At 58.3% G+C, this 3,021-nt stretch carries 5 protein-coding genes; all 5 read right to left on the reverse strand.

The window, feature by feature from the left end:
• Nucleotides 1-398 (reverse strand): amidohydrolase family protein (locus tag RTY00_RS22785; protein ID WP_312666440.1); only part of this gene is annotated, 398 nt, incomplete at its 3' end.
• A complete protein-coding gene (locus RTY00_RS22790; protein WP_312666442.1) occupies nucleotides 395-1,168 on the reverse strand; it encodes a cysteine hydrolase family protein in 774 nt (257 codons plus the stop codon). The genes RTY00_RS22790 and RTY00_RS22785, both read right to left, overlap by 4 nt.
• A 1-nt stretch (nucleotide 1,169) precedes the next feature.
• Entirely contained in the window at nucleotides 1,170-1,592 is a 423-nt protein-coding gene (locus tag RTY00_RS22795; RefSeq protein WP_312666444.1) for a cupin domain-containing protein, read from the reverse strand.
• A gap of 3 nt (nucleotides 1,593-1,595) precedes the next feature.
• Nucleotides 1,596-2,534 (reverse strand): ABC transporter permease, encoded by a 939-nt coding sequence (locus tag RTY00_RS22800; protein WP_312666446.1) that lies wholly within the window; start codon nucleotides 2,532-2,534, stop codon nucleotides 1,596-1,598.
• Nucleotides 2,531-3,021, reverse strand: a 491-nt coding sequence (locus RTY00_RS22805) for an ABC transporter permease subunit (protein ID WP_409519165.1), incomplete at its 5' end; no start/stop codon positions are given. The genes RTY00_RS22805 and RTY00_RS22800, both read right to left, overlap by 4 nt.

The following is a 3,021-nucleotide window of genomic DNA, read 5'->3' on the forward strand; positions in this document are numbered from 1 at the left end:
CCTGGCCGTGGATGCGCATACATAAAATCGACCAGCGAGGTGACGCCCGAACGCAATGATTCCATACAGCCGTGCAGCGCGGCGGCGTAAACATCCTCTTCGGTCAACGCCACGGCACTGGGTCCGGTCATGCAGGTGAACCACTTTTTCAGCACCATGTCATCGCCAAGGCCTTTCAGCAGCGTCTGGAACAGATGCGTATGGGTGTTCACCATGCCCGGCATGATGATGCGTTCGCGGCAGTCAATGATTTCCGCTTCCGGATAGCGCTGCTGCAACGCATCGCGCGTGCCGATGGCGCGAATGGTCTTATCCTCAATCAGCAAACTCGCCTGTTCCAGAATCTCGCGCTGCGGATTCATGGTGATAATCCAGCCGACGGCCAGCAGGTAACTCATGAGGCGTTCTCCAGTTGCTGCTGTAATTCGGCGGCATTGACCACAAAACCAAAGCATTGCTGCACGTTATACAGCGTGGCATCACGGCAGTAAGCGGGCGAGGTGGTGGCGCTGCAATCTTCCAGCAGCAGGCAGTCGTAACCACGGAAGTTGGCGTCTTGTAAGGTGCAAAGCACACATTGATCGACGTTAACGCCAGCAAACAGCAGGGTGGTGACGTTAAGATTTCGCAGGATGCTGTCGAGCTCACTGTCCTGAAAACCGGACATGCGGTATTTGTTGACGCGTATATCTTCGGCATCCGGCGTCAGTTCGTCCACCACCTCCGCCGCCCAACTGCCGGCCTGCAATACCGGCGCGCCGGAAACCGGCAGCGGATCGCCTAATCCCACGCCATCGCCGTTCGGGTTATAGACGTGCAGCAAGGCGGGACTGAGATTGAGCTTATCGGCGCGATTGCCCCAGTTGAGCCAAATCACCGGCACTTCCGCAGCGCGCAATGTCGGCAGCAAGGCTTGCAACGGCGCAATCGGTGCACGCGCGGGTGTGACATCAACGCCGATATGTCCGAGCCAGCCTTCGGGATGACAGAAGTCGTTCTGCATATCAATCACCACGATAGCCGTACGCTGCAGATCAAAAATCACCGAGCGGTCGCGCGTGGTGAGCTGCACGGTACGCGATGCCTGCGCCGGACGCCGCGTATCAACCACTTGCGGTGAAACGCGCCACTGATTATGTCGACTGCTACCTAAAACATTTTCCGCCATATCAGGCTCCCGTTAATACGCGGATATCTTCTTCATCCAGCGTGACAGGGTCACCGCTGCGAATCAGTTCCGAGAAGCCTTCATTCGGCGTCATCACCGTTAGCGTGTAGAGTTTGCTGTTACCGGTGTTACGAATCGCGTGATCGTTACCCGGATGCAGCAGCAACGAATCGCCTTTGCCAATCACCAGTTCTTCGTCGTTACAGCGCGCCACGCCTTCACCGTGCAGCACATAAAAGAACTCGTGCGCGGTGGCGTGCTCATTCGGTGGCGTAGCTCCGCCGACGTTGAAGATCTCTACCACGAAGATGTTCTCTATGCCGTCTAACGGTTTGTCGAACAAGATGGCGAAATAGTTGCTGCTATCCGGACTGATACGGAACGCCTTCACATCCGCAAGATTGTTGAAACGAAACGATTTCATACGTTATTCCTTTCGATAAGGCTGCGTTAACGCGCCAGGTTGCAATGTGCGTCCCACCACGCCAGACATCGCCAGAATGGTGAGCAGGTAAGGCAGCGCCAGCAGCACTTGCGGCGGCAGCGTGTTTTCAAACAGCTGCAGCGACAGTTGCAGGGCATCTGCGGCGCCAAAGATAAAGGCGGCAAGCAGCGCTTTCAGCGGGCTCCAGCGGCCAAAGATGACAATCGCCAGTGCGATAAAACCTTGTCCACTGACGATGTTGTCGCGGAACAGGCCGATCTGCGCGGTGACCAGATAGCTACCCGCCAAACCGGCACCGACGCAGGAGAACAGCACGCCCCACGTGCGGATCTTCAACACGTTGAGTCCGGCGGCATGCGCAGCACGCGGGTTTTCGCCCACCGCGCGCAGCGACAGGCCAAAGCGGGTATGAAACAGACCAAAGTGCGCCAGCACCGCCAGCAGCAAAGTGAGATAGAGCGGCAGCGGCTGCTGGAACAGAATCGGGCCAATAAACGGCAGCGAAGAGAGTAACGGCACATGCCAGGGTTCGAGCATTGGGATGGTGGGCGAAGAATCGTTGCCCATTACCAGCGCGTAAATCCAGGTGGCTAATCCGGCGGCTAAAATATTGAAGACGATGCCCACCACAATCTGGCTGGCATGGGCGCGCAGGTAGAGCGCCGCCAGCACGCAGCCAACCAGCAACCCGCCTACGCCACCGACGATAAAGCCCAGCGCGGTTGATCCGCTCTCCACCGCCATCATGTAGCTGGAGAGCGCGCCGAGCAGAATGGTGCCTTCAATACCAATATTCAGTACGCCAGAACGCTCGGCATAGATTTCGCCCAGCGCCGCCAGTAATACCGGACCGGCAAGGCGCACGGCGGCGGCCAGCCAGCTGACGAAAAAGGCGGTATCGAGATTCATCCACAAATTCATGATTGTTCCTCCGCCAGCTGGCTGCGCGACTTACGCCCGCCGGGCAGGTTGATGCGGTAGTAGCGCAGCAGATCGCCGGCCAGAATCAGTAACACCACCAAACTTTGCAGAATCAGCACCACCGAAGTGGGCAAGCCGGTTTGGCGCTGCATGGCGCTGCCGCCGACTTCCAGCCCGCCGTAAAGAATGGCAGTCGGGATTACCAGCAGCGGATTGAGGCGTGCGAGTAAGGCCACCACCACGCCGATAAAGCCGACGCCGCCGGAAATCCCTTCCATCAGGCGATGTTGCACGCCTAACACCGCGCATAATCCTGCCAGCGCCGCCAATCCACCGCCGAGGAAAACCGCGCCCATTTGACGGCGATTGACATCCACGCCGCTGTAGCGCGCCGCGCGCGGATTAAGTCCGGCGATTTTGATTTCGAAACCAGCGGGCGTTGCGCGCATCAGCCAGAAGACGAACAGCGTTGCGACCAGCGCGATGG

This window comes from Pantoea sp. CTOTU49201 (genome assembly GCF_032054795.1).
GTDB lineage: Bacteria > Pseudomonadota > Gammaproteobacteria > Enterobacterales > Enterobacteriaceae > Pantoea > Pantoea symbiotica.